The sequence below is a fragment of the Brakhagea slesvicensis genome (assembly GCF_052161625.1).
Classification (GTDB): domain Bacteria; phylum Planctomycetota; class Planctomycetia; order Pirellulales; family Pirellulaceae; genus JBKCUI01.
Map to the genome: position 1 here is coordinate 3,726,079 of NZ_CP197412.1, position 26,413 is coordinate 3,752,491.

General features: G+C 54.2%; 21 protein-coding genes. 9 read left to right on the forward strand and 12 right to left on the reverse strand.

The features are described 5' to 3' along the window. Nucleotides 1–32: 32 nt before the first annotated feature. The 5 genes from SH467x_RS14165 to SH467x_RS14185 form a co-directional block, all read right to left on the reverse strand. Nucleotides 33–3,242, reverse strand: a complete 3,210-nt coding sequence (locus SH467x_RS14165; RefSeq protein WP_482367761.1) for a M56 family metallopeptidase — start codon at nt 3,240–3,242, stop codon at nt 33–35. 36 nt (nt 3,243–3,278) lie between these two features. Then, entirely contained in the window at nt 3,279–3,668 is a 390-nt protein-coding gene (locus tag SH467x_RS14170) for a BlaI/MecI/CopY family transcriptional regulator (protein ID WP_482367762.1), read from the reverse strand. Between the two features lie 203 nt (nt 3,669–3,871). Continuing rightward, nucleotides 3,872–4,414 (reverse strand): 2'-5' RNA ligase family protein, encoded by a 543-nt coding sequence (locus SH467x_RS14175; protein ID WP_482367763.1) that lies wholly within the window; start codon nt 4,412–4,414, stop codon nt 3,872–3,874. Then, nucleotides 4,365–4,700: a hypothetical protein gene (locus SH467x_RS14180; protein WP_482367764.1), complete on the reverse strand. Its 336-nt coding sequence runs from the start codon at nt 4,698–4,700 to the stop codon at nt 4,365–4,367. The genes SH467x_RS14175 and SH467x_RS14180 overlap by 50 nt, the downstream gene beginning before the upstream one ends. Nucleotides 4,701–4,721: 21 nt before the next feature. Continuing rightward, nucleotides 4,722–5,186 (reverse strand): hypothetical protein, encoded by a 465-nt coding sequence (locus SH467x_RS14185; protein WP_482367765.1) that lies wholly within the window; start codon nt 5,184–5,186, stop codon nt 4,722–4,724. Between the two features lie 196 nt (nt 5,187–5,382). Here SH467x_RS14185 and SH467x_RS14190 point away from each other — a divergent pair, with 196 nt between their 5' ends. Further along, on the forward strand, nt 5,383–5,622 hold the full coding sequence (locus tag SH467x_RS14190; protein ID WP_482367766.1) for a hypothetical protein: 240 nt from the start codon (nt 5,383–5,385) through the stop codon (nt 5,620–5,622). A gap of 70 nt (nt 5,623–5,692) precedes the next feature. Here the strand turns inward: SH467x_RS14190 and SH467x_RS14195 are convergent, their stop codons facing one another. Both SH467x_RS14195 and SH467x_RS14200 read right to left on the reverse strand, forming a co-directional pair. Continuing rightward, the gene (locus SH467x_RS14195; RefSeq protein ID WP_482367767.1) at nt 5,693–7,102 is read right to left on the reverse strand and encodes a BNR-4 repeat-containing protein; all 1,410 of its coding nucleotides are present in this window, start codon (nt 7,100–7,102) and stop codon (nt 5,693–5,695) included. Between the two features lie 95 nt (nt 7,103–7,197). Then, the gene (locus tag SH467x_RS14200) at nt 7,198–8,460 is read right to left on the reverse strand and encodes a BaiN/RdsA family NAD(P)/FAD-dependent oxidoreductase (protein ID WP_482367768.1); all 1,263 of its coding nucleotides are present in this window, start codon (nt 8,458–8,460) and stop codon (nt 7,198–7,200) included. 97 nt (nt 8,461–8,557) lie between these two features. On the opposite strand from SH467x_RS14200, the gene SH467x_RS14205 reads away from it, so the two are divergent. Then, complete coding sequence (locus SH467x_RS14205; RefSeq protein ID WP_482367769.1) at nt 8,558–9,883, forward strand: coproporphyrinogen-III oxidase family protein; 1,326 nt, start codon at nt 8,558–8,560, stop codon at nt 9,881–9,883. Then, nucleotides 9,880–10,362: a glycine cleavage system protein H gene (locus SH467x_RS14210; protein ID WP_482367770.1), complete on the forward strand. Its 483-nt coding sequence runs from the start codon at nt 9,880–9,882 to the stop codon at nt 10,360–10,362. The genes SH467x_RS14205 and SH467x_RS14210 overlap by 4 nt, the downstream gene beginning before the upstream one ends. A 25-nt stretch (nt 10,363–10,387) precedes the next feature. Here the strand turns inward: SH467x_RS14210 and SH467x_RS14215 are convergent, their stop codons facing one another. Both SH467x_RS14215 and SH467x_RS14220 read right to left on the reverse strand, forming a co-directional pair. Beyond that, nucleotides 10,388–11,890: a S26 family signal peptidase gene (locus tag SH467x_RS14215; protein WP_482367771.1), complete on the reverse strand. Its 1,503-nt coding sequence runs from the start codon at nt 11,888–11,890 to the stop codon at nt 10,388–10,390. Beyond that, the gene (locus SH467x_RS14220) at nt 11,880–13,151 is read right to left on the reverse strand and encodes an outer membrane protein assembly factor BamB family protein (protein ID WP_482367772.1); all 1,272 of its coding nucleotides are present in this window, start codon (nt 13,149–13,151) and stop codon (nt 11,880–11,882) included. The genes SH467x_RS14215 and SH467x_RS14220 overlap by 11 nt, the downstream gene beginning before the upstream one ends. A gap of 39 nt (nt 13,152–13,190) precedes the next feature. Here SH467x_RS14220 and SH467x_RS14225 point away from each other — a divergent pair, with 39 nt between their 5' ends. The 4 genes from SH467x_RS14225 (at nt 13,191) to SH467x_RS14240 (ending at nt 19,463) form a co-directional block, all read left to right on the forward strand. Next, nucleotides 13,191–14,132: an SMP-30/gluconolactonase/LRE family protein gene (locus SH467x_RS14225; RefSeq protein WP_482367773.1), complete on the forward strand. Its 942-nt coding sequence runs from the start codon at nt 13,191–13,193 to the stop codon at nt 14,130–14,132. 71 nt (nt 14,133–14,203) lie between these two features. Continuing rightward, nucleotides 14,204–16,975 (forward strand): FAD-binding and (Fe-S)-binding domain-containing protein, encoded by a 2,772-nt coding sequence (locus SH467x_RS14230; RefSeq protein WP_482367774.1) that lies wholly within the window; start codon nt 14,204–14,206, stop codon nt 16,973–16,975. A gap of 75 nt (nt 16,976–17,050) precedes the next feature. Then, entirely contained in the window at nt 17,051–18,148 is a 1,098-nt protein-coding gene (locus tag SH467x_RS14235; RefSeq protein WP_482367775.1) for a hypothetical protein, read from the forward strand. A 580-nt stretch (nt 18,149–18,728) separates the two neighbouring features. After that, nucleotides 18,729–19,463, forward strand: coding sequence for a laminin B domain-containing protein (locus SH467x_RS14240; RefSeq protein ID WP_482367776.1), 735 nt, complete (start codon nt 18,729–18,731; stop codon nt 19,461–19,463). Between the two features lie 200 nt (nt 19,464–19,663). On the opposite strand, the gene SH467x_RS14245 is transcribed toward SH467x_RS14240, so the two are convergent. Beyond that, nucleotides 19,664–20,815 carry a trans-sulfuration enzyme family protein gene (locus SH467x_RS14245; protein ID WP_482367777.1) on the reverse strand — a complete coding sequence of 384 codons (1,152 nt, stop codon included), beginning with the start codon at nt 20,813–20,815 and terminating at the stop codon, nt 19,664–19,666. Beyond that, nucleotides 20,812–22,005, reverse strand: a complete 1,194-nt coding sequence (locus SH467x_RS14250) for a trans-sulfuration enzyme family protein (protein WP_482371375.1) — start codon at nt 22,003–22,005, stop codon at nt 20,812–20,814. The genes SH467x_RS14245 and SH467x_RS14250 overlap by 4 nt, the downstream gene beginning before the upstream one ends. Nucleotides 22,006–22,609: 604 nt before the next feature. Between SH467x_RS14250 and SH467x_RS14255 the strand changes: the two genes are divergently transcribed. Then, entirely contained in the window at nt 22,610–23,959 is a 1,350-nt protein-coding gene (locus SH467x_RS14255) for a hypothetical protein (protein WP_482367778.1), read from the forward strand. A 2-nt stretch (nt 23,960–23,961) separates the two neighbouring features. Beyond that, nucleotides 23,962–25,188 carry a class I SAM-dependent methyltransferase gene (locus SH467x_RS14260; RefSeq protein WP_482367779.1) on the forward strand — a complete coding sequence of 409 codons (1,227 nt, stop codon included), beginning with the start codon at nt 23,962–23,964 and terminating at the stop codon, nt 25,186–25,188. On the opposite strand, the gene SH467x_RS14265 is transcribed toward SH467x_RS14260, so the two are convergent. Continuing rightward, nucleotides 25,185–26,378, reverse strand: coding sequence for a hypothetical protein (locus SH467x_RS14265; protein WP_482367780.1), 1,194 nt, complete (start codon nt 26,376–26,378; stop codon nt 25,185–25,187). The genes SH467x_RS14260 and SH467x_RS14265 overlap by 4 nt on opposite strands. Between the last annotated feature and the right edge of the window lie 35 nt (nt 26,379–26,413).

Sequence of the window (26,413 nt, forward strand, 5' to 3'; positions counted from 1 at the left end):
TCTGTTAGTCCGAATGCAGACTTCGCCAGCAGCTATTCATTACGACTTTTTCCATACGCGGCACGCGGTAGTTGCTTTAGTATTTTGGTCTCCACGACACCAATGTCTCGAGACTGTCCCTCGGCAATGCTTTCTTGGATATCGATTCCAAAGTGCAGTGTGGAAATATCGTATGGCGATGGTCGAGGCATCCCTTCTGGTGGTTCAACTTCTATGGCGGGAATAGTAAAGGTATAGTCCCCAGCCGAGATCTCATCGAACTCGAAGTATCCATCACTCTGCACAAAAGAGCTGTAAGTTTTAGCGTGATCCTTGCCTTGCGTTGTGGCTCTAATCTCAAGCTGTTCCAACCGCACTTTTGCTTCCTTTGGCAACGACAACTTCCCTGAGATTTTTGATGTTCCCGTAAGATCGACAAGCACTTCGAAACCTGGCTCGACCTCAAACGAAGCAAGGACATTCTCCGTGATGAGTCGCTGGTTAGGTCGCATCGCCCAATCTACAAGAGAGATCGTTCCACCCAATGCTCGTTCGACAACGATCTCATCTGGAATATCACCTCGGGTAGGATTGACTTGTATGGATAAAGAATTGGGGATAGGCGTTCCATTGTACAGTACCTTAACCTCCTTCTTCAAAATAAAGTTCGCCAGCTTGTTCTGTCGCATGTTTAAGGGCAACCGAATTCGAACTCGTGAGTAGGGCTTTAAAACAACCGGTTTTGCAGGATCCATGTCGCTCAAGCTGCCGAAGTAACATCCTGAATCTCCCCAAACTACAATCGATCCAATTTTTGGTTCTGCGGGAAGAACGAATTTCCCGTTCGAGCCTGTCTTGGTATAGGTTCCAGGGAGATAGAGTCCAGGATTTCGAAGACGATCCAGCAAGATATCGTCAGGATCAAAACGAAGTCCACTCCCTTGGCCTGTCCTCTGCAATTCCACATTGACATTTGATGCAGGCATTCCGTCTGGACCAACCACTTGGATCTCCGTTCCCGTATCGTGCTTCACTTTCGTCAAGCGGTAATTGCGTTGGGGTGATACGTCAGCGTCGGAGACGACAATATCCTCAAGAGTTTGATATCCGTTGGCGTGGACCTGTAAGATCATTCTGTCGAACGCATAGTCACTGACAAAGCTTAGTAATCCATCCTTGCTTTGATCACCAATCATCCCTCGACTTCGAAATCTTTCATTGAGGCTGACGTCATCGAACTTCTCATCGCCAAAATACCAAGAGACTTTTCGTTCATATCTTCGCGTAACGATAAAGTCCTGGATGCTCTCTCCCGTTTCGTCGTCGACGGCAGTGCAGGAAAACTTTAAGGGTGGATACAAAGTTATCTCTGCAGTTGCTGAAGTCTGTGAGTCTACAATTGTCCATCCCGTGCGAAACCCCTGGCGTCGTGCCGCGAATACAAGCCTTCCGGAAGGCGCCTTGGGCCAGACGACTTCACCCTCGCTGTTGGTCTTGTCCGTAAACTGGCGAACGCCACTTTTGTTCCATGATCCTAGGATGATGTCCGCATCCGCAACTGGATTTCCCGTGTGATCTTTCACTCTTATCGTTACGTTCTTCGGTGGAAGAAGCTGGATGGTGTTGTTGCTATTTGTGCTGCTTGCATTGGAAAGTGTCCCGGCTTGGCCATCGTCGTCGATTGCCGCAATATTCATTACAGAACTTGATGCGCTGGCAAATTCAAAGTTACCTTTCGTGTCAGTAGTGAGAACTTTTCGAGGTGGCTGTGCACCGTCTGCGTCGATGAAAACGGAAACCTTAGCTCCAATGACCGGTTTTGAATCGGCCCCAAGTACCACGCCACGAATCTTGTATGCATCGCGCATGACAATCTGACGTTCTCTCGGTCCATTAACCTCAATTTGTTGGCTCAGGTATCCATACTTGGATAAGTGAAGTCGATAGACCATGGGAGTTCGCCACTCGAAATAACCCTCCTCGTTCGTGGTCATTTCCGAATCCAAACGATCTTGTTCGTTCAACTTGATGTCAAAAACTCCCGGTGATAACCTCACCCCAGCGATAGGAGTGCCGCGCGCGTCCTTGATATGACCAGAGAACAATACGGCGCCTTGTGTCGACTTGGCCACGGGCGGTTCGTCAGACGCCAGAAGCGTCGCAGTAAACGAACTTGGGAGAAACGCTCCGCAAAATGCTGCCAAAGAACCGAACGCAGCGGCGAAGACCATCGTTGAAGTAACGGATGATGGCACTCGACTCTGGCGAGCATCGAGAATGTATCGCAGTCGGAGTGTCAGCTCGGTTTGCTGGATAGCACTCGCTGTACTTGCAATCAGATCACTTTTTTCTCGAGTTACACCCAGCTCTCTAGCAATGGCAATGAGGTGTTCCGCGTAGGAAAAAGCGTTGATCGCTTGCTTGCTCGCAATGTCATCACAGGCCAATTCCCGAAGTCGTGTGATTCTTGCGACAGCGATCCATGCTAAGGGATTGATCCAGAAAGCCGCTCGTAAAACGTAGGCCACCGTAGTCCAGAAAATGTCTCCGCGTGAGATATGTGCGCTCTCATGCTGAACCACAGCCATCAATTTATCCGCCGGCCAGCTTTCCGTATCTTTCGGCAGGAGAATCACTGGCCTTATCAAACCAACCACCGTCGGTACCTGGATATCTCCGGAGGCTCTGATCGTAATCGAATACCGCCGCGACCATTCTTGTAGAAGCGAGTGACTTCCCACGTTTTCGATGGGCTCGCTTCTAGAGCGAAACAGGAAGGCTCTCCAGTGCGTGTACAGAAGTCTGCATAGCAAAACGCAAGCAAATCCCAAGTACAGATTGGACCACGAAAATGTTCGGCTGCTATTGGATGCGGGATTGATTTTGCTTTCTGTTGCTTTGGTTGACTTGGGTGTTTCCAAGAGCGCGGTGGGTGTCTGGTGATGTTCGGTTCCAGGTTGCCCCTCAAAACGTGGAAGCGATCCTGATGGGCTAGCGTACAAGGATTCGTCGTCCCGATCACTCAGCGATCCTGCTGCTGGTGCTGACGGTTTGAAGGCAACTGGCCATGGGACATCGATTCGGTACAAAATAGGTGCAGCGCACATCGAGAACATGGCAAATAGCCAAAGTTTACAACGCAAATCAGCAGAAAACCGGCGAGAAAAAACTTCGGCGAATACCGGAATAGCAAACGGCACCACGACTGCCGTAACGAACTTCAACGCTGGCAAGTACGTGTTGACTGTCTCAATCCAATGCATTTCACACCTCGGGCATCTTTGAAAGAATAAGGTACGTTAAACGCGCTTCCTTGCTTCCGAAATCATCTCACGCAATTGAGCTGCCTGTTCCTCGGTTATTCCGTCTTTTTCTAAATCGAGAATCGCGGCTACGGCACTGGTTGAAGACCCACCAAAGAAAACGTCAAGCAAACGTCGGACAGCGTTCTGCTGAACCCGTTGCTTGGCATGGGCTGCCGTGTAGACATAGCGTTTTCCTTGCTCGGTAACTTTTAGATAGCCTTTTTCAACTAGGATTCCAAGCATGGTGCGGACAGAAGAATAGCTTGGCGCCTCGACCATATTCTCACAAACCTGTGCGACGGTGGCTTTACCAAGCCGTAACACGGTTTCGTAGATTTGTTGCTGCCTTTTGCCAAGCTCTACTAGCCTTGTGTCTCGCACCACGCCCCTCCATATGTTAATAAATTAGCACTGTGCTAACAAATTAGCAGGAAGGTGTCGCTGTATCAAGCCCACGAAGCCTTCTCAGGAGAGTTTTTTCTAGAGTGGCACTTGCTTTTTAACCACGGAATACACGGAATACACGGAAAGGGAGTGTCGAACGGAAGTGGCTTAATTTCGGTGTGTTCGGTGTATTCAGTGGTTCTCTAATCTTCACCTGCTGGAAGAATGGTTTGTTCATCCGTGTCTTTTTCCATGACGGTTGCTTCATCCATCGAGTTTCCGACACTTGCAATGACTCTCCACACTCCACCCGCTTCTTGCTCGATAATCCTCACCTCGCGAAACGTATATTGAATTGGTGAGATGATGGTCGCCGAAACATCGGCAAAAATTGGATCGGTGCAAATCCCATTTCGCGGATGAATCAATGTGACGTGAGGAATCAGATTTCGGGCCTCGTTTGGCAGAATGGCTCGTCGGAAGTCGTGGTAGTTGGAAAGCCCATCGAGCACTGGCAGGAAGACGAAGTTGTTTTCTCGGACCGGGGCGCCAAACGTGAGTGTGATCGCCATAGGCACCAACGATTCCAACCTAGCCTGAAATGCATCCCAATCAGTGACCTCGTCCTCTCGGCAAAGGGTCACATGCGCGGGAATAAGCCGAGCCTGGATCGGGTTGTAGCGAAATCGGATAGCCTCAATTTGGAATAGATCGGGAAGAAAAAGGCTTGCTTGACGACGCCTCATTATGGCTCCATGAATGGGATGTAGGCTTGTTGCGAATCAAAATCATGGAGCCCACGACTGCGATCAGCAATCCTATTCCTGATACAGTCAGAATCCAAGCAGCCATAGCCCCCGGGTTGGTGTACATATAACTGCCATCGGGCCGGTAATTTACGTTCTCCCTACCGACCAACGTGTCGATACCCAGCATCATTTCCAAGCCCGGAAAGACGATGAACCGACTGAACACGATGATGAGGATGCCGAACGCAATCGAAGCAAAACCGATAATCTTATTAGACGTCATCTGAGTGTTCGTCTCGTTCCGTCACATAGACGGTCTAGTTGCCGGCGTGTTTGAACGATGATCAAGGAGAAACGATTGTATCCGCTCATTGGCATTTCGGATCTCCTCGTTGTCGCTCCCGTCAGTCATTTTTATGACGCGCAGCCCACTGGGCTGCGCGGTATTCGATACATCAAGCGACGATGGATCAAATCCAAAATCGATGCTAACGTGTCCCCGAACCCAATCCAAATTGGGCACGCCATACTCGCTGCCGTTGATCGACGAGAAGTCAGATGCGAGATCCTTCCAATCGGCTGGCCACTTTCCATTCGTCTGGCGCATATGGGCCACGAGCATGTCGTGCGTGATCCAGATGGCACTGAACGTTTCATGCGATTTGAAGACGGTTTTGTAAGCACGGACGCTGATGCCCGTGAGGGCTACAAGCATAACGACTCCCCCAATGCAATAAACAATTCCACGCAATTGGGAACGACTCGTCATCGTACTCACCATTGTAATACTCGTGCTCGTGCTCGTACTCGTACTCGTGCTCGTGCTCCTGCTCCTGCTCGTCCTCCTGCTCCTGCTCGTCCTCAACATCGTGCCACTCGTCTTCGTCCTCGATACAACCCTCTGCCCCCTCTTGTCTCTCCGATCAATCGAGTCAGCATCGACGAGAAGCGTTTGAAATCCGTTTTTGCCACACCGAATCGATTCTACATCCCAAGCATGGCAATCAACAAGCAAGTCGCGGATCGAACGAGATAGCTGCAGGGAGCAGGGAGCAGGGAGCAAGGAGCAAGGAGCAGGGAGCTGGGAGCAGGGAGCAGGGAGCAGGGAGAAGGAGAAGGAGAAGGAGAAGGAGTACGAGCAGGAGTACGAGTACGAGCAGGAGCACGAGTACGAGCACGAGCAGGAGAGGGAGGGGGAGGAGTGATGGCTCGTTTGCGTTGGCGGAACGATTCGAGATATGAGGTGGAGAGCGAAATGTGTACTGTGGGGGGCTTTTAATTGCGAGGAACGAGTTCGGGGGTGCCGAATTCGCCGTCGATTTTTCCCGGCAAGCGCCAAACCTTGTCCCCTTGGGAATCGGTGAAGTACAAGCGAGATGGACTAAACCGATCGGGGTTCCCATCGGCCCAGAACGCATAAAAGGGATCCTGAGCTTGCCGCGGCCTTCGGATGTAATTGTGGTTGAGCGAACTTCCCTGCGTCACCTCACGTGGCTCGCTCCAAGTCGCGCCGCCATCGCGACTTTCCATCCATACGACTTCACCGCCGCCCCCCCATGACTGCGGGCCCGGCCTGCACGGGATCAAAATGCGCCAATGGTCGCCAGCAACATAGATGCTTCCCATGTCGTAGTTATGATCGGTCTCGCCGATAATTTGCGTTTTCCATTCGGATCCGGTCCAACGTGTCAATCGAAACACGCGCGGGTTGTTTTCCGGGCCTGGTTCATGACCCTGGCTCGTCACGTAAAGCAACACTGGGTTCCCCGCAGAATCGAAATGGAGATCGCATGCATACTGATTCAGTCCCTCTTTCACGTAGTCGATGACCAATGCAGGATTGGTTATCTCGGTCAATGGAACTGTGAGAGGTCGACCATCGGCAGTGACCCAAGTCTCACCACCATCCCGGGTCTCCATGTAGTAAAGGTTGGTCCGTTTATCCACATTCCCCCCCGGATGGTAATTGAAGAATGTGCCGATCTTCTCATTCCCCTCGGTACCGAGGAAGTATTCGCTCACTTGGTAATGTCCGCCGATCCCGGCTAACTTCTTCGTCTCCGACCAATGCAATCCGTCGCGACTGGTTTCCCAATAAAGCTCCCGCCCCTTCGTGTATTTGGTAAACAAGTGGAGCCAACCATCACGCTTGGAATACCACGGCTGCGGGTAAGTCATTTCCGCCTCGCGAACCAATTGAAATCGATCAATCGACCAAGGGGCTTCGCTGCGATAGATGAAGCCAGGTCGATTGCGACCACGGCCACTGATGAAGACCCACACGTAGCCATGCTCGTCGAGCTGCAAACTTGCATTGTCGTGCGGATCGTCGACTCCTTGTTTGTCATGCACGACCACCGGTTTAGGAACCGTCCCTGTCTTGTGATCGAAGTAGGAAACCATGATCAGCAAGTGCCGTTGATCGGATTGCGTCGTGCCACCGTAGGTGAAAAAGGTCCGATCCACTTCAGGCGAATAGACCGCCAGAGGATTGTGACTGGAGGTGTAGGTTCCTAGTCCACCGGAGTACTTATCGCCGTGCTTGGAAAACTGTCCTAGGGTAAACCAAATACCACGATAACCATCCAATCGATTGTCTTGGCCAAGAGATGACGAACGTGGAGCGAACATCACCAGAAGGAATCCGACGCACACCAGCCGGATGAATGAACTTGTTGAACCCATTCCCTCTACTCCTCATCACCACTGTAAAGGTCGCATCCAGTAAAGGTCACATCCATTTGACAAGCAACGTTTGGGGGATTCCCCGTTCGGAAAGGCTAGAGATGCAAACCCGCGGCGTGCCCGGTGCTCCAGGCCGCTTGGAAATTGAATCCCCCAATCGGTCCATCGAGATCCAAGATCTCGCCTGCGAAGTAGAGCCCCGGTTGTTTGCGACTCTGCATATCCTGAAAGTTTACCTCGCCGAGGGCCACGCCGCCCGCGGTTACCTCCGCTTTCGGATACCCACGCGTTCCATGGATCGGCAATGTCAAGGCTTTGATGCGTTCTAGCAATTGATTCCGATGCTTCTTCGAAAACTCCGCTGCATGGACTTCCTCCGGCGCACCGATCTGTTTCATCAAACAAGCGGCCACACGTTTCGGGATACGCGTGCTCAATAGATTGGTGATAGATCGATTCGAACTTTGCATCGCATCCAACAGCCATCGCTCGCAGGCATCGCGTGATAGATCGGGGAGCAAGTCGATATGAAGCGACAGTTTCCAATCCTCGTGTGCATCGGAAAAGCAACGCGAGACGTTCATGGCGGTCGGACCGCTGCACCCGAAGTGCGTCCACAGAAACCCACCGCGCGAAACGGTCCGTTCCATCGGGATCGACTTGCCGTCGGATTGCAGCACTTTTGCCGTGATGGAAATATCATCGAGCGTCAGACCGCTCAGATCCTGCGCCCAAGACGCATTCGAGAGGAGGGGCGTCAGGGCGGGGCGAAGGGGAGTGATCGTATGTCCGAATTGGGCAGCCCAGGGGTATCCGTCTCCGGTGGTTCCGCAGCCGCTAAAACTGAGGCCTCCTGTCGTAATAAGAACGGAGTCGCAACTCAACTGCAGGTCTTCACCTCCTCGCGATGCGAAGACGGTGAAACCGCCTGCGGGATTGGATACGACATTTTGGACAGGTGCGCCGGTCCACAAGGCGGCGCCGGCCTGTGCAAGACGCTTGACAATCGCGTCGCGAACATCGAGTGCGCGATCGCTCGCTGGGAAAACTTTGCCGGTTTCCTCGACCTTGGTTGCGACCCCCAGCGCCTCGATTTCTCGAACGACATCTTGAGGCGAAAGTCGCTGCAAGACGGACAAGAGGATCTTTCCTTGCTTTCCGAATGCGTCGGCGATCTTCCGCTGATCGCAGTGGTGGGTGATGTTGCAACGTGTCCCACCCGACATGAGAATCTTCACCCCCGCCTTGGTGTTTTTCTCAAGCACCAAAATTTTTTTGCCGCGAGCCGCAGCGGTCCCTGCGGCCCACAAACCAGCGGCTCCTCCTCCGACGATGATGGCGTCCCAATGGTGGTGCATAAACGAATTCAAAGGAGTTCTATCGAGACGGAGGGAGCAATGTCGGGTAAACTAGTGGGACTCTGAGTCCAGAACACAAAAACACTTTGTACTCGCGATGACGACTGAAGCAACCAAAACCGAGATTGGAAGTTACTTTATTTCCAATTATCCGCCCTACTCCCAATGGAACTCCACATCGCTCCCATTGATTGAGGAGGCGATGAAGCAGCCGCCACGCGATGTTCCGCTCGGGCTGTATCTCCACATACCATTTTGCCGTAAACGCTGCAAATTCTGTTACTTCAAGGTGTTGACCAACGTCAATGCGGAAGAGATTGAGCGTTATGTTTCGGCTCTATCGCGTGAAATCGAGTTGGTATCCAGCCAGCCGGCCATGGGTGGACGGCCTATTCGATTCGTCTACTTTGGAGGTGGCACGCCGAGCTACTTGAGCGTCAAACAGCTGCGATCGTTGTTCGAGCGGCTGCACCGAAGTCTTACGTGGGAAAAAGCGGAAGAGGTGACGTTCGAATGCGAGCCTGGAACGTTGAGCGAGTCCAAAGTGCACACGCTGCGCGAGTTGGGGGTCACCCGCCTCAGCCTCGGCGTGGAAAACTTTTCGGATGCGATTCTCGAAGAGAACGGTCGCGCCCACCTGACCAAAGAAATCTATCGCGCGTGGGAGTGGATCCGCACCGCCGGATTCCCGAACGTCAACATCGACTTGATCTCCGGCATGGTGGGAGAGACGTGGGATAACTGGAAAGAGAACATTCGTCTGGCATTGGAGCTTTCTCCAGAGAGTCTCACCATTTACCAGATGGAACTCCCTTTCAACACGGTCATCTCCAAAGGATTGCTCGAGTCGAAGCAAGAGGCCCCCGTGGCGAATTGGCAAACCAAAAGAGATTGGGTTCGCTACGCGTTTGAGGAATTCCAATCTGCTGGGTACAGCATCAGCAGCGCTTACACGCTGGTCAAGGATCCGAACAAGGTGAACTTCTCGTATCGCGACAACCTTTGGACCGGTGCGGATTTGCTGGCAACCGGTTTGGCCAGTTTCGGTCACTTGTCCGGAGTCCATTACCAAAATGTCCCTGAGTACGCGCAATACCTGTCGATCTTGCTCGACGAGAATCGCCTCCCCCTCGGCCGAGCCTATCAGCCGACCGCGGAGCAAAGCCTCATTCGCGAACTGATACTTCTTCTGAAGAAGGGCTATTTGGACGTCGAGTATTTCGAAGGCAAGCATGGCGTTTCAATCGTCGAAACGTTTCAATCGCAATGGAACGAGTTGGCCGACGAGGGCTTCGCCACGCTGGTATCCAACAACGATGGCAAGGTGGTGAGGATCGAACTCACCATGGACGGACTCCTTTGCGTCGATGGATTGCTCCCTCGGTTTTTCGAGCCTCACCTCCGCGGAGTTCGCTACACATGAGCGAGCAACTCACGTTCGCGATGGGAGAGTTCATCGCCGAGTTGCCATGTGATCGACACTATATCAAGAACCACATGTGGGCTCTGGAAGTCCAGCCCAATGTCTTTCGATTCGGTTTCTCGGCCTATGCCGTTCGGCTGCTTCAAGACATCTACTTCATCGACTTCGATGTATCCCCCGGCAGCGAGTTGTCCAACCGGCAAGAATTCGGGAACATCGAGAGCAAGAAAGCGGAGAGCGGCATGTACGCTCCCATTGCAGGCCAAATCGTTTCCATCAATGAGCGTTTGCTCGACGATCCGTCTCTCATCAACGTCGACAAGTACGGCGAAGGATGGCTCTTGGAAATGACGCCCCTCACGGACAATCCTCTAAATCTAGGAATCCTCACGCCGGAGCAGTATGTGGAGCACCTCCATGCTGCGTGGGATGTCGCCCAAAGAACCATCAAAGGCCAAGCCAACACGGACGAAGAGTAACCGTTCATGGCCGACGGGATGGCATCTACTCTATCCCAATCGTGTCGGCCCTCGTTGGCTCGAATTCCGGAAGCAACTCCCGCTGCCGAAGAAGGTTTTCGAGACCGCTCCGATCCCATTCCACAACACCGGCTATATCGGTGAGTTCGAGCCCCGTCTCCCATCGTTGTCGCGAATCATTGGAGAGACTTACATTGTCGCCAAGCAATACCAAACCCTCGGAATGTTCAAAACGTTGCACCGGAGCATCCCCCGCTCCGCGATAGTGCGTGTCGCGAAAGACTAGTATTTGACCAAGCTCCAGTTCGCCGAATTGGCAACGCAACTCCACAGGAGAAACTTGCCCCAGCCCATCCTCGTTCTGGGGGGAGGGCTCGATTCCCGACGAGCGAACTTCGTCCAGGGAAACGCGGAGCAACTCCCGTTGGTTGAGACAGAGAATTCCATCGCCATCGACGCATGCCCAAAGGAGCCATGCAGATTTGTTTTGGAAGTCTGGAGCGGCGATATTTGCGCTGGACTCTTCTCCAAGACTGGAGATCGACCAATCGTTGCCGGAGACATCGACGGTCGACATCCATTCCACGCCAGGGGATCGAAGGGTGACTCGCATCCCCCACTCTTCGCTCCATCGATCCAGCTTGATGGCCACTCCGATATCTTCGACCGCGACCAAGGCGTGCGAGTCATGTAGGTTCCCGATGTAGCGGTTATCGATCCAACCACCGTCGGCTGTTTGAAAGAACAGCTCGGCAGTTTGGTTACCCAGAGCAATTCGTCCAGAGATCCAATGGGAACCGTCCGTCCATCGGTGTTGCAAAAGTGAAGAACTACCATCGGCAGAAACCTCTCCCTCGGGCGCTTTTGGAAAGGAAGAGACCGGATCGTTGGCATGGACGAGGACAGCTTGCTGAAGGAGCTGCGTGATCGACTTTTTCCATGGTCTGTTGTCGACCCATAGGTTCCCTTGCCGGATTTCGATTCGTTCATTGGGGAATCCCACCACTCGTTTGATCTCGCGCAAGGTTTGATCGGGTGATTGGATTACAACCAAGTCCCCTCGTTGCAACCCTTCGAAGTCCGTTGACTCACTCCGGCTCGATCGTTTGGCTGCCATGAGGCGCCGCGGCCAATAAGAGATTCGATCGGACATGCCCGTCGTTTCGGATGAAGGAGATATCAGGATCGGATGATCCGTCAATACAATCGGTTCGCTCGATAGAGAACCGCATGTCGGACATCGGAAGGGGGAATCGAGTAAGACCGAATCGCGTCCGAATCGATGATTCCAACCGCACTCCGAACAGCGCCATTTCAAGGAAGGTCCCAGCAGCGTGGGCTCCATGGAGTTCCCAGCCACCAGCGCGGTCCGGGGCGTTTTGCCACGTCGCATCAATACCAGCCCTGCGACCGCTAACGATACAGCGAGGAAGAGCATGAGACCTATACTGCTGCAAAGAAACCATCGGCTCGTTTTTCCGATGGTCGCATCGCCGCGACGTTCGCTGGGAATCGGGTTACTGACCAATCCGATACAGTCCCTTCTCCGTGCGTATGATCCAATCTTTACCTAAAACGGCATACGTTGCGAAGATGCGGCCTGGAAGCTGATTGCGGTGCAGTTCCTCCAGTGCGTCGCCGACTCGATACACAATCGATTCCCCGGTCTCGCTTTGCAGGATGAGCTTATCCCCTAGAAGAATGAGCGATGCCGAATAGTTTCCACCGATTCGCTTCTTCCAATTCTCTTTCCCCGTCTTGGCGTCGACGGAGGCGGCGATTCCCGAATCGCTGATCGTCAATATCTCATCTTCGTGGGGAACAAATGATGGGGTGTTCGGTGCGCCGCCGCGATAAGACCAACGCAAATGGGTTTCGGTAACATTGCCGGACCCGGTTGGATCGATCGCGAGAATTTTCGGAGTCATGTAGCCCGTGCTGATATACACGAGACCTTGATGGTAGACCGGACGGGGGATGACCGAGAAACCGTCGTAGGTCACATACCAAAGGACTTTTCCTGTCGCCGGATCTAAACTTTGAACAATATTCGAACCAGGTGAAACGACTTGTTCAACTCCATTGACGACGATCCATTGCGGGGTACAGAAAGAGAAGGGTTTGTCGCATGTGATCCCACGAGGGGTTTTCCAAACTTCTTTGCCCGTCTTTTTGTCGAGGGCGAGCGTATAGGGCTGATCCCCACCATCGCAGGTCAAGATGAGAAGATCCCGGACCAAAATGGGCGAGCCCCCGTTGCCGTGTGTGGGAGGGTAGACGTGATCGCGATTCGTCCAAATGATATTGCCATCCAGGTCGGTGCATGCAGTTCCTTGATGGCCAAAGTGAAGGTAGAGTCGCTCCCCTTCCAAGACGGGAGTGGGGCTGGCATGTGAATTCTTCTTGTGGATCGAAGGAGCATCTTCGGGCTGCTCCAAGATCGTTTTACTGAAGAGTCTTGCTCCGTTCTCGGCGTTGTAGCATTCGAGCACGAGTTTCTGAGCTCCCGCGAGCGGATCGGGGGATTTCGACGAAATGTCCTGGATCGCCGTCGTCACATAGATTCGGTTCCCAGAGATGACGGGTGAGGACCAACCGAGCCCGTTGGTCTGCGCGACCCACCGAACGTTCTTTTCTTCACTCCATTCCAACGGCAGATCGATGGCGGGGAGGACTCCGTTTTGCAATGGGCCCCGAAACTCCGGCCAATCCGCCCCCGAAGGTGTCGCCAGAAGAGCGCTCGAGATGGCTACGGACAAAAGGCTTGGCAAGTATAATCGACGGTTCATAAGAAATACGTTCTCGCATCAATAAAGGAGAAGAGCACCTTGTTCACAAAACCTACGGCCCGCAAGTCGCCGCTGAAATGGCTTGCCTGCCCCATGCTGATCGGGTTTGTTTCGTTCGGACTGCATCTTTCCACCGCGAGGTTGCTGGGACAGGATTCAGTCACGCTCTCTTCGGATGCCAAGGTAACGTTAGTCGCCGATGGCTTCAAGTTTACCGAGGGCCCGGCGGCCGACGCAGATGGGAACGTTTACTTCACCGACCAGCCCAACGACCGAATCATGAAAGTGGATTTGGAGGGGAAGGTGACGGAGTTTCTCAAGCCGGCAGGGCGCAGTAATGGAATGTTCTTCACCGCAGATGACAAACTGATCGCCTGCGCGGATGAAAAGAACGAGATGTGGGAGATCCTCTCGGACGGAAAACACCGAGTCCTGTTCAAAGATTTTGAAGGCAAAAAACTCAATGGTCCGAACGATTTGTGGATCGATGGGAATGGAACCATCTACTTCACCGACCCCTACTACCAGAGACCTTGGTGGGAACACAAAGAGAAACCGCAAACGAAAAGCTGCGTCTACCGGGTCGATCGCGATGGCAACAACATCACGCGTGTCGACGATGCGCTGGTCCAGCCCAATGGAATCGTCGGAGACGCCACCAAACGACTGCTCTATGTGGCCGATATTGGCGATAAAAAAACTTACCAATACGCGATCGCGAAGGATGGCTCGCTGGTCGATCGAAAACTCTTTTGCTCGCAAGGCTCCGACGGGATGACCATCGATCGAGATGGAAACGTCTATCTAACGGGGGGCGAAGGTGTCACGGTTTTCAGCAGCGAAGGGAAAAAGATTCAAGTGATCGCGGTTCCTGAACGATGGACAGCGAACGTCTGCTTCGGTGGCAAGGACCGCAAGACTCTCTTCATCACTGCATCGGACTCCCTCTACACCATCCCCGTTCGCACGCAAGGCTTCTAGTGCTCCATAACGCTTCTCACCAACGTCTTGTGTCCCATTCATCTTCTCGACCTCTGCCATGTCGCCATGCCTTGACCGAGCTATGGCAGCGTTATGCGTTTGCTAACGACGCGGGCCCCTACCTTCTCGTCCCGCAGGCGGTATTGCAGCCGGAAAGCGAAGCGGAGATTCAACAAATCTTTTCCGCCTCCCAACGGGAGCAAGTCCCCGTGACATTCCGAGCCGGAGGGACGAGCCTCTCCGGTCAATCGGTCACCGATGGTTGGCTTGTCGACATCGGACGTTACTGGCGCAACATTCAGCCCATCGACGGTGGCGCGCGGGTGCGCGTCCAAGGAGGAGCGATCGGAGGTCTGGTGAATGCGAAACTGCGTCCGTTCGGTCGAAAGCTTGGCCCCGATCCATCCTCTATCGGATCTGCGATGATGGGGGGGATCCTCTCCAACAACTCCAGCGGCATGTGTTGTGGCGTTGCGAACAATGCTTATCACACCGTCGAATCGATCCGATTCATTCTCCCGGATGGATCCGTATGGGATACGGCTCTTGAACACGAAGCGGATCGTTTTGAAAAAGAGCAAAGCCGTCTCGCATCCGAGTTGCGGACCCTGCGCCATGCGGTACTCGCCAACAGCGACTTGCACGAAAAGATCCGAAGAAAGTATCTGCAAAAGAACACCGTTGGCTATTCGTTGAACGCATTGGTCGACTACGAACGGCCCTTGGATATCCTCTCGCATTTGCTGATCGGCGGGGAAGGGACCCTGGCCTTCATTTCCGAAGCGGTGCTGCGAACACTCCCTGACCATCCTGAAAAAGCCACCGCGCTCGCCTTCTTTGCCGATGCGCATGCGGCCTGCGGGATCATCCCCGATTTGATCGAGGTCCAATGCGACGCGGTCGAATTCATGGACCGAGCATCCCTTGAATCGATTCGAAATTTGGAAGGAGTCCCAGATGGTCTTTCCGACAGGCTGCGAGAGCATCAGCAGCTGATGGGATTGCTGTTCGAGTTCCAAGCGCCCGATGCGGATGCTCTTTCGGACAAACTGGAACGATTCAACTCGCAGTGTGCACCGAGCATGCGTTCCCTGTCTTCCGTTCCATTCACTCGGAACAAAAAGGAGCAAGCCAATTTGTGGAAGCTCCGCAAGGGAATGTATCCGGCGGTGGCTGCGGTCCGCGGACGTGGTGAAGCAGCCATCTTGGAGGATGTCACCTTCCCGCTTGAGCGATTGGGGGAAGCGATCGAGTCCCTGCAAGGGCTCTTTGCCAAGCATCAGTACTCCAATGGCATTATCTTTGGACACGCTCGCGACGGGAATCTGCACTTCGTCATCTCGCAGGCCATGAATGGGCAGAAGGACATCGATCAGTACTCTCGATTCATCGATGAAATGGTCGATCTCGTCGTCCATCGCTTCGATGGCGCACTCAAAGCGGAACATGGTACGGGCCGCAACATGGCGCCGTTCGTCGAAACCGAATGGGGAACCGAAGCGGTCGAGATCATGCGGAGGCTGAAACGAGCCGTCGATCCCCATGGGCTCCTCAATCCCGACGTGATTCTCTCGAGCAAAGCGACGATTCATCTGGATCACATCAAAGACTTGCCCGTCGTAGAAGATGTCGTCGACAAATGCATCGAATGCGGAGCCTGCGAACCGCGATGCCCCAGCCGCGATTTCACCCTTTCTCCCAGACAACGCATCGTTCTCCGCCGTGCACGAGCTCGTATGCTAGCTGCAGGACAAAATGAGCTCGCCAAGCAATTGGATCGAGACTACGAGTTCGCTGGAAAAGCGACTTGCGCGACCGATGGCCTGTGCGCCCTCGATTGCCCGGTAGCCATCAACACCGGCGATTTGATCAAGCAGCTGCGATCCGAATCGAAAACGTCTTTAGAACGGGACGTCGCCAAATCGGTCGCGAAGAACTTTGGAATCGCTGAAGGGCTTGCATCGAGCGCCATTGCCACCGGTGCAGCAACTAGTTTTTTTCTAGGCGATGAATTGCTGAAATCGTTCACCTCCTGGATCGCTTATGTTTTGCCAGGTTTTCCGCAGTGGCACGCTGGGATTTCGCAAGATTGGGATCCCGCCTACCGTTCGCGACTCAGCGACGCCGAGACCGCGGAATGGATCTATATGCCTACTTGCATGTCCCGCATGTTCGGGGGAACCATAGCACCGCTCGTCCAAGTCGCTGAGAGAGCCAACGCGAAGATTCATATTCCATCGGGCATGCAAGGACTTTGTTGTGGGCAAGCGTTCGCGTCGAAGGGGTTCATCGAACCGGCGCTCGCCAAACAAGCGGAGTGGATCGATTCCATGTGGGAATGGTCGGGGCGTGGCGAGCGACCCATCATCCTCGACCTTGGTTCCTGCACGACTTTTTTGAAGGCAGGGATGCACGATCTCGATCCTGTGAGAAAAGAAAGATTGCAACGCTTGCGAATTCTCGATTCTGTTGAGTTTGCCGAGACGATGCTGCCTCATCTCCGAATTCACAAAATAACCGAACCGATCGCTATCCATTCGGTCTGTTCTAACCAAAAGAGCGGGCTTGATGCCCCCATGCTCGCGGTGGCTTCAGCCTGTTCCGACCACGTGATTCAGCCGCACGAAGGCCGCTGCTGCGGCATGGGAGGAGACCGCGGTTTCGAAGTACCGGGCTTGATACTCAGCGCGGGTGCCATGGTAGGCCCCAACATGGAACAGGCGGGTTGCTCCGTGGGGTACACCAATGCAAGATCATGCGCGATCAGTTTGTCGAGCAGCAGCGGCAAGCCATGGCATAGCCTTATGCATTTATTGGAAGAGTGTACCCGCGAGGACGATTAAATGGGTGCAACGTTTTGTTTCGTTCTTCAACGAGCTCGCGCGTGTGGGATCGATACTCTTGGGATCGCAATTGGAATGGGATTGCTATTCTACGGAGCATCGCAAGGACAGATGGATTGGCAGAAGCTGCCCCCGTTACCCGATCCACATGGATTCGCCGGTGCGTTCGTCGGGCTCATCGAGGATGAACTTATTGTCCTCGGGGGTGCGAATTTCCCGACAGCTCCGCCGTGGGAGGGTGGGATCAAACAATGGAGCCGCAAACGGTATCGCTTAGCGAATCGGGATGCATCGTGGGTGTCATTAGAAGACTACCGCGAAGAACTTGGGTATGGTGTTTCCATCACGACCGTGGAGGGGATGGTATGCATCGGTGGAAGCAACGCCCAAAGGCACCGCGATGCCGTATTTCTCTTGCGACGCGATAGAAGTTCCGATCGCACCACCTTGGAAGAGATCCAGCTTCCATCGTTACCCAAGTCCCTCGCCAATATGTGCGGAGTGGAAGCCGGCGGGTATCTGTATGTGATGGGTGGAAGCGAGACACCGGATGCCACGCAGTCTTCGTCGGCCTTTCTCCGATTGCGTTGGGACCGCAAAACACTGGAAGCGTTTGCGACGACGAATGGTTCGACCGATTGGGGATGGGAATCGCTTCCGAGTTGGCCCGGGGCTCCTCGGATGCTCGCCACAGCAGCTGTGATCCACGACAGTGTCCTCCTCGCGGGAGGGGTCGCCTTGTCAGCGGATGCGAAAGGAAAGCCGGTCCGGCGCTATTTGCAGGACGCTTTTATTTATTCACCGCAACGGGGTTGGGAGCAGATTCCCGACATGCCGACGCCCCTCGCAGCATCCCCTTCGCCGGCTTGGGTGCAGCAAGGAGTTCTGCGCATCTTGGGAGGGGACACCGGTTCGCGTGCTTCTCTCGCTCCTTCGAACGATCACCCGGGCTTTACTGGCTTGGCGTATGTCTTTGACATCGAGAATCGTCAGTGGAGCATTGGGGAAGAATCTCCCGTCGCCCCTGTCACGACGACAACCGTTTGGTGGCAAGGGACCTACATCATCCCAACAGGAGAAATTCGCCCCGGTGTTCGAACGCCCAATGTTTGGGCCGTTGGGCAAGGATCCGATCCGTATAAGGAAACGCCCCCGGACCCGGAAAAGTTTTGATTTCAAGAATGGAATCGTGGGGGGCATCCGTTGGACTCTCCGAAGAGCCCCTGGCGAACGAACTTTTCGAAATCATTGGCGCATTTTAGCCTAAAAACGATTCATCGCGGAGATCGCGGTTAATCCATCTTCGAACCACCAAAGAATGGGTACCTTCGATCGACTCTTGGCTTTAGTCCCGGTAGGGACGAAAGATGGTTATCCACGCCCCCGTCAAAATCTCGCCCGCACGCGATTCGCATTTGTCAAAGCGAATCCTGATGCCATCCTTCGCGCACGACACATAACAAGAAGCCGCACCCATTCGATATTGCCTCGCATCGTGATGACGAAAAGATAGGTGTCTTCCAATCCGAAATAATATGCAAGTCGAGCGGAGCGACTATGTAGGAAATCATACTAGGGATCAAATCTTGGACGAAGAATCCATGCGTCTTGTGTGGTAGAATGAGTGAAAACGGAACGCCGAATAGCAAGCTGAGAACCAAAGCCGCCGCGATGGCGTGTTAGTTCCATCTAGCTCAAACCTGGCGGCATTGGTTATCGCCGCTGTTCGCCACTTTGATTGTTTGGAGATAAAATGCAAAGCTACGTACGAAGTCTTCTTGTATCCTGCGTCACGATTTTTTTTGCTACGGAATCGAAAGCGGATATGGTTTCGTTTTTTGATTTCGAAGACCCTAACAATCGTTTCGGATGGACGGTTTCTTCACACGATGTAGTTCAATTTCGTTTCCAAAACGTTGATGGCCTTTTATGGGAGTCAGGTGGTGGTACTGACTTTTCCGGAGGACTGCGTTTTAAGGAGCAGGCGAATTGGAGTTGGACTGAGACATTTGTTGCGCCGCAAACTTTTGTTGAAGCGATCAACGGCTCTCATCAAAAGCGGATTTCATATGATTTAGCCACCGACGCAGACGGCGGTACCACTGCTCCTGTTCCAGGGACCAAGTTGTATTTGTTTGGCAATGGCATGTTTCTATACACAAATGCTGGACCAATGCCTTTATCGGATGCTGGATTGAGATCTTATGAAGTTGACCTGCTCGACATCAATCGAGAATGGCGGAATCGGTTTGGCGATCCAAATATTATCATTGACTACAATACGGTTTTGTCGGTCGTGAACAGTCTTGTAGACCTACATATTCAGGCTGACCATCCGGATACCAATTCAAGCGTCGCAACGCAATCGGCTTGGCTTGATAACGTAGGCTTGAATGTCACCTCCGTGCCTGAACCTTCGTGCTTTCTAATGTTGTTGGCTTCGGCTGGTGGATCACTTTTCTACAGACGGCTGCGAACCAAGGTGTGAACGTGCGTACTGGAAATGACCCCCGCCTCGCTTCTTTTCTTTGCGCCGTAGCGCCTTGGCGAGAAACAGCCCGCTCCAATCTCCCACACGCGAACGTCTATCTAGCTGGGACTGCGGGCTGGGAGGTCCCAGCACCGCAAGAACCTTCATCGCCCCATCGACTAGCTAACGGGTGATGTTCTTGGCCTTCCGAATCTTGATCAAGTGCACGCGATGTGGAGGGCGTGATCGATGTCTGCCTTGAGGTCTTCGATGTCTTCGAGCCCTACCGAAATTCGGATGAGGGAGTCGACGATTCCGAACTTGGCACGAGCGGCCGCATCGTAGCTGGCATGCGACATCGAGGCGGGTTGCTCGATCAGCGACTCCACGGCCCCAAGGCTCACGGCGAGCCCAAAGAGCTTGGTCGATTCACATACTTTCTTTGTCTGAGCGAAATCGCCGCGAATCTCAAAAGAGACGACAGCGCCAAAGCGATCTCCCATCAGCCGTTTTGCCAAATCGTGTTGCGGGTGGCTTTCCAGTCCAGGGTAAAGGACCCTGCTGACCAGCGGATGGGTTTCGAGCCATTGCGCGATTTCCAGCGCCGCTCGGGATTGCTCTTTCATGCGGAGGTCCAAGGTCTTGATCCCGCGTTGAAGCAGGAAACATTCCAGACCAGCGAGAACCGCTCCGGTTGCATTTTGAATGAAGTAAAGCTCTTTATGCAACTCCGGGTCCTTGGTCGCCAACACTCCGGCTAAACAATCGCTGTGACCCCCAAGATACTTCGTCGCCGAGTGCATGACGATGTCGGCTCCGAGTTCAAGCGGTCGCAGGATGGCTGGCGAGGTGAATGTGCTATCGACACCCAACCAAGCACCATGTCGGTGCGCGATCTCGGCAATCGCGGGTAAATCGGGGACCGACATCAAGGGGTTGCCGATGCTCTCGACCCAAACCATCTTCGTGTTGGGCTGCATCGCTGCTTCGAACTGCTTCAAGTCGTTCACAGGAGTGAGTGAAACGGTGATGCCAGCTCGGTTGCAAATCTTGTGGAGCAATCGGTACGCTCCGCCGTAAATATCGCTGCCCGCGACGATATGATCTCCGCTGCGAAGCAGCATCGTCGCGCCATGGATGGCTGCCATGCCGGACGAAAATGCGAGCGCTCCGCAGCCTCCCTCTAAATCCGCGAGCGTGCGTTCGACACCCGCTCGGGTCGGTGAACCGCTTCGGGAGTAATCAAAGGCTCCCCAAGTCCCCGCGCCGGGTTGCACGTAAGTGGTGGCTAGATAAATAGGTGGTACGACCGCGCCGGTAGCCGGGTCCGGTTCGCAGCCAACATGGATTGCCCGTGTACGAAATTTCATAATTCTAATGCTTGTTTCAAGTCTGCGATCAAATCGTCTGCGTCTTCGATGCCACATGCCATTCGGATCATGTTGTCCGCGATCCCGAATTTGGCGCGCTCCTCCGGTTTGTAGTCGAAGTAGCTCATGACAAGCGGTTGCTCGATCAATGACTCCACCCCTCCCAAACTCGGCGCGATGCGAGGGATTCGGCAAGCGTCGATGACGGCACCCGTTTCTTTCCAATCCGCACCCTTGACCAAAAACGTGATCAATCCGCCGAAACCGCGCATCGTTCTCTTCGCGACTTCGTGCGTGGGATGTGATTCGAGGCCGGGATAATAAACGTGTTCGATGCGAGGGTGGTCGGCTAGGAACTGCGCGATTCGCATTCCGTTTTCGTTGTGCCGTTCCATTCGCAATGCAAACGTCTTCAAGCCCCGTTCCAGCAAATACATATTGTGCGGAGAATTGATCCCTCCCAGGATCCCCCGAAGCTTTCGAACATCTTCCAGTTTCTCTTTGCTGCCGCAAATGACGCCGGCGAGCAAATCGTTATGGCCCCCCATGTACTTCGTCGCGGAGTGCCAAACATAGTCGACTCCATAGTCGATCGGTTGCAGGTTGTAGGGGGTTGCAAGGGTCGCATCGATCAACGTTTCCACTTCATGCGCCTTTCCAATCGCAACGAATTGTTCCAGATCGATACAGCTCAAGTGAGGGTTGGTCGGCGACTCGCTGACAATCATTTTGGTCCGCTCATTGATGGCGGCTTCCATGGCAGCATAGTCCCCCGTTTTGACTTGCCGGGTGATGACGCCGAACCGTGACAAGTGTTTGGCGCAAAACTCGCGACTTCGGTGATAGCATTGGTCAAAGAAGACAATCTCGTCGCCGGAACTGAGTTTCGTCATCAGCAGTCCGACAATCGCTGCCATCCCGCTGGAATATATGATGGCGTCCTCTGCATGATCGAGAGCCGCCAACTTTCGCTCGACCACTTTCTCGTTCGGATTTCCGTAACGACCATATTCCTCTCGATCCTGCTTCTCTGTGATGTAGTCGAGGATGCTTTGGGTTGACTCAAAGGTGTAGGTGCTGGAACAGCAGATCGAGTCGGTGATCGCATCATTGGGCTTCTGACGGGCCTCGCCGGCATGAACACTGGTGGTACTGAATCCTGCTCGCCGCGCGGTGGGTTCGAAATTCATGCTATTGGTATCGGAACTGGAGGAAGGGTTGAGGGAGGGGTCTTTCTCTTTCGACGACAACGCGGATTCAGCATTCATGAACGGAGCACCCTTTTGGAAGAACCATGCCTTGCTCGATCAAACAAGCAACGAACCAGACCCATGGAAGTGTTTCCCGAGAAAACAGACCTACAACAACTTGGTGTCTGAGAGCGACTCTCCGCGAAGAAGCAGGCGTCCGGGTGGGACGAAGGCCCTGGCAAGAAATCACTCCAGGCACCCGCGGGTAAGAACGCTGTAGTCCGACCTCAAAAGAGCGTTTGGCGAACAACAGTGGCTTTTTAGCAGTGAGGCTGCAAGCGGCCGCAAATCCCTGAAAACATCACTAGTCTACCTCGCTCGGACGAGGGGGGCAAGAAGTTTTGTTGCGGGCCGCGCGGAGAAGTTCGCGCGTCGAGCCTGCTGCGCGCAGACTTTACCACTTAGCGAAATCGCGCAAGGTCCCTTTGGCAGGTGGCATTCGAGCAAGAAAGTCCCTATCCTTACACTTGGACGGCGTTTCTGCATCGAGTGCAAAACGATCTGCCGAGGCCAATCCCGAACGCACTAAGGTTTCTACCATTCCATGATCGACGGCCCCAACGCTTTGACGACACTCCTTATCGATCGATGGGGAAGGGCTATCGATCGCCGGAGGCGGGTTGTCGATCGCCGGAGGCGGGCGCGAGGCTGGTCCGTCGGATTGCTTGGGATGGCGTTCTTTTTCTCATCGATCGATTCTGGCCGAGCTCAGTCGGAAAAGGATGGAGCCGCCCCATCGGAACAGCTTGGCCTGGTCGTTCCCCCGCGTGAGGACGCCGAGAATCGGAGCGATGAAGAGCGGGCCCGACTGGCGCAGTGGATCGAAGGCCTGTCGGCACCTCGATTTCAGACACGCGAAGATGCGACCGAAGCGATTGCTGCTCTCGGCGAGGAATACCTTTCGGATCTTGATAAAGCCCTCGAGTCGCTGCGCTCCCCGGAAGCCAAAGCCCGGCTGAGCGGAATCGTTGCCAAACGGAAGGAGGAGCGAAAGCAAAGGATCACGCGAGAATTCCTTCGCTCCAGAGAGCTTAGCCCGAATCACGAATTCCAAGGCTGGCACAGTTTCAGCAAAGCAACGGGTTTCTCCGATCGGAAGACCAAGGCGATGTTCTTGCAACTGCTGCAACCCTTCCCCTCCCTCATCTACACCAAAATCGAAACGGCCGACGAGGCCTACAAACAAGCGAGCTTGGTCGCCGGGAATATTTCCCAACGACTCGATATCGCGGGAGAAGTGACCTCCGAGGATGGCATCGCGCTGGCTTACTTAGTGGCCCTTTGCGAAGACAAACTGGATGTTGGCTTGGAGCGAACCAGTCATCGCGTTTTCTCCCGGAGTCCCTTCGCGACTTATTTGTCACTCAATAAACAAACACCGAACGCGCTATCCTCGCTCTATTCCAAATTCGCCGTTCGCGCCACCGACAAGCGAATGGTTTTCTTAACCTGCTTCAATGGCGAAATACCGGCGGCCCGGCAGGTCGCTGTCGATTATCTGTCGCAAGAAGACGCGACCAAAGATGCGGAGTCGTTTGAGCTGGCCATGCAAGCGCTCGCGAAATTCGGGACCGATCAAGACATTCCCATTGCCGAGCGTTGGATCGAAAACGCCACGGTCATCAACCAATTCCAACGCATCGCCTCGCCAGACCCGAACGAATTTCGATCGGCGAACTACATCATTCAAGCCAGGGACTTGGCCCTCATCACGAGCATACTCCTTCATCGCGAGAATCCCTACCTTTTCTTCCCCCTCTTTCGCGCCCACCCGCTGCGAGGCTTCACGACCGACACCGTCGGCTTTCCCGAGGGAACCACCGAGGAGACACGGCAGCAGATTCTCAAAGACTGGCGGGAGCATCTGAAGAAAACTCCGAAGCCACTCAGCTGAAAATGTACGCATTTGAGGTTTTCGAAAAGGAATTGGCAGAGGACTGCCAATGGTGGACTTCGGCAACCGGGCAGTCGATTTGGAACTCGATTCTCGCGTCCCCGACTTTCCACCCAGCTCCAGCAGGTACGGACAGAGCCACCCTCCGAAGGCGCCTGGATTTCTTTCGATTGCAACGTTCGTTTCAAGCATCGGCGAAGGACAAATTCCCCGACCCAGAGCGTTGGTTTTGGACTCGTAAACTCCTCGAGCAATCCAGCGATCATTGGTGCGCTACGGAATCGGCTCAAGACTTTCCGGAAGGGGAATTCGTTGCAGACCTCTGCTGCGGTGCAGGTGCCGATGCAATCGCATTAGCACGGCGCAGCAAACAAGTGATCGCCTGCGACTGCGACCCGACCGCCCTCCAGTTGGCTGCACTCAATGCGGCGATGCACGACGTGAATTTGACATTCGTTTTGGACCGCGCCGAGTCGATCAAGCTTTCACGCGACAGCTGGATTCATATCGACCCAGATCGCCGCGCGGTAGGGAAGCGTTCGACGTTTCAGCACGCGTTTGCACCCGAATGGAAAGATGTGGAGTCGATGATCGATCGATGCCGTGGAATCTCGATCAAGGTCGCACCGGGGACCCGCTACGAAGGGGACAGGCAACCTCCCGTCGTTCGTTTCCTGTCCCGTCAACGATCGGTTCGACAGCAGCGATGGCTTTGGAACCTAGACCGCTGGCCTCAGGACTCGATCGTCATCAGCGCCATGAGCAGGGAAGTTTGGCACCACGAGATCTTCGCGAATGCCGAATGCGAAGCGAGTGAATTCCACCCTGCATCGGAGTTCGGGCTCTTAGGTTATATCGGAGATTACGATCCAGCCATCCGCGCAGGGGGTGTGTCAAGCCCGTTCGCAAAAAGACTTGGGTGCACCATGTTGTTCGAGAACGGATACTTGACAGCCAGTGAACCGGTCGAGCACCCGCTGGTCCGCTGGTTCAAGGTCTTGGAGTGCACAACGTTGGATCGTAAAAAGCTCGCGGCCTATTCCCGATCCGTAGGTGTTAGGGCTTGGGAGCTAAAGAGCCGAGGGTTCGACATCGACTTGGACGCCCTTCGCAAACAGCTGCGAACCGATCCCAGCTCTGACCGGACGCTGACCCTTCTCTGCACCAGAGTGGAAGGCAAAAACCGTGGCATCATCGCCGAGGAAGTCCGATCTCGACCAGTTCTTTAGAGATCAAGGCTATCCAGTTGATCGATCAAAGAATCGAGCGCGTCTCGAGAAGACTTGGTCGCGCCACCGTTCTCCGCGATCGCTGGAGCCGAAGTAGCCGGCTTGGTATCGGTTGGAAGAGTCGCAGAACCAACGGCAGCACGTCCGGCGAGAATCAGCTGCTCGTCCCGTTCTCGCGCGGCAGCGGCTACGGGATCTTCATTACGATCCGGTGCACCGAAGAGTTTCGACAAATCGATCTTGAACGCACCACCCGATTCCACCGGGGCACCGGCGATCGCTGGCGATTTATGTTGGGGGAAAATAATCGCATTCTCTGGGCAGACTCGGGAGCAAGCGGGGCAGCCCTTTCGGCAATTGTCAGGTTGCTCGACGAGGATCGTTTCCGCGCGATCCACTCCGTACACGCCGAAGAGGCAGAAGTCGATACACTCCATACAGTTGGTGCAACGGCTGTAGTCGATGACCGGATACCATCGCCTCGCAGGATGTTCATCGATCCGAATTGGAGTGATCCCGAGGGGAGATTCGTGAGCGATCGGAAGCAGATTTTCGGGCGGCGTTGCCTGGGGGGATTTCGATGCGTTGGCGTCGAGCATCCCGAGCCTATCCGTCGACAAAGCGGTCGAGTTGGTAGGATGTAGGAACCGCTCGAGAGTCAGCGTCTCACGTCCCTCGCTGGACTCTCCACCATCTTTAGACGTCCAGTTCTCCAACGTCAGGATGCGGCGAAACTCTGTTTCAAAGGCATCGACGCGATCGCTGGCTCGTAAATCGATCGAGTAGATCTTTCGATTCGGACGGGGGTGCGTTTTTGCGACGCGATCTTCCTCGCGTTCATCGACAGCGGCCTCGTCTTCGTCCTTCTCGTCATCGTCATCCAATCGCGCGTCTGGGTTGATCAACTCGACCTCTCCAGGCGTACCGCGAACGTCCATGCGATCGAGAATCCAGTGGGCGGCTCGATCGAACAGCCACGTCAGAATAACGAGCGGTCCATTCCACTGACGTATTCGGGCCAAACTCTCACTGTCGTTCCCTAGGTCGTAAAGGTGAGGCACGACGAGCGCTACCGTATTAGGGAGCCCAGCCGCCATCTCTGCGATTCCTTCTTCCAGAGCCCGCTTTTCGGGGCTTCGGCTTTGCCCCTGAGAGAGAATGACCAGGAGTCCATGGTTTGCTTGGATCATACGTCGCGCGGGGATGGAGGATCGATGCGTAGGCG